This window comes from Neisseria dentiae (assembly GCF_024580525.1).
Lineage (GTDB): Bacteria > Pseudomonadota > Gammaproteobacteria > Burkholderiales > Neisseriaceae > Neisseria > Neisseria dentiae_A.
In genome coordinates this window covers 1-391 of the sequence record NZ_JANIKQ010000085.1, presented here as the reverse complement: position 1 = coordinate 391, position 391 = coordinate 1, and the positions used below count along the sequence as shown (strand labels likewise).

Annotated in this window: 1 pseudogene; it reads left to right on the top strand. The window is 43.0% G+C overall.

Annotated features, from left to right (window positions below):
- Nucleotides 1-391: pseudogene (gene secA / locus NQ012_RS12970) on the top strand (preprotein translocase subunit SecA); the annotation flags it as partial.

The window sequence follows — 391 nt, the reverse complement described above, 5'->3', positions numbered from 1 at the left end:
GAGTACGATGATGTGGCGAACGATCAGCGTAAAGTCGTGTATGAGCTACGTGATGAGTTGATGAGTGTTGATGACATTAGCGATATGATCGAACACAATCGCGTTGATGTGCTTCAAGGTGTCATCGATGAATACATTCCACCTCAATCACTGGAAGACATGTGGGATCTTGAAGGCCTACAAGAACGTCTAAAGAACGATTTCGATATCGATGCTCCTGTGAAGCAATGGTTGGAAGAAGACGACAAGCTTTACGAAGAAGCACTACGTGAAAAAGTCATTAATACCGCGGTTGAGGTCTACAAAGCGAAAGAAGAAGTGGTTGGTGCACAAGTGCTACGTAACTTCGAAAAATCATTGATGTTACAAACGTTGGATACATTGTGGAAAG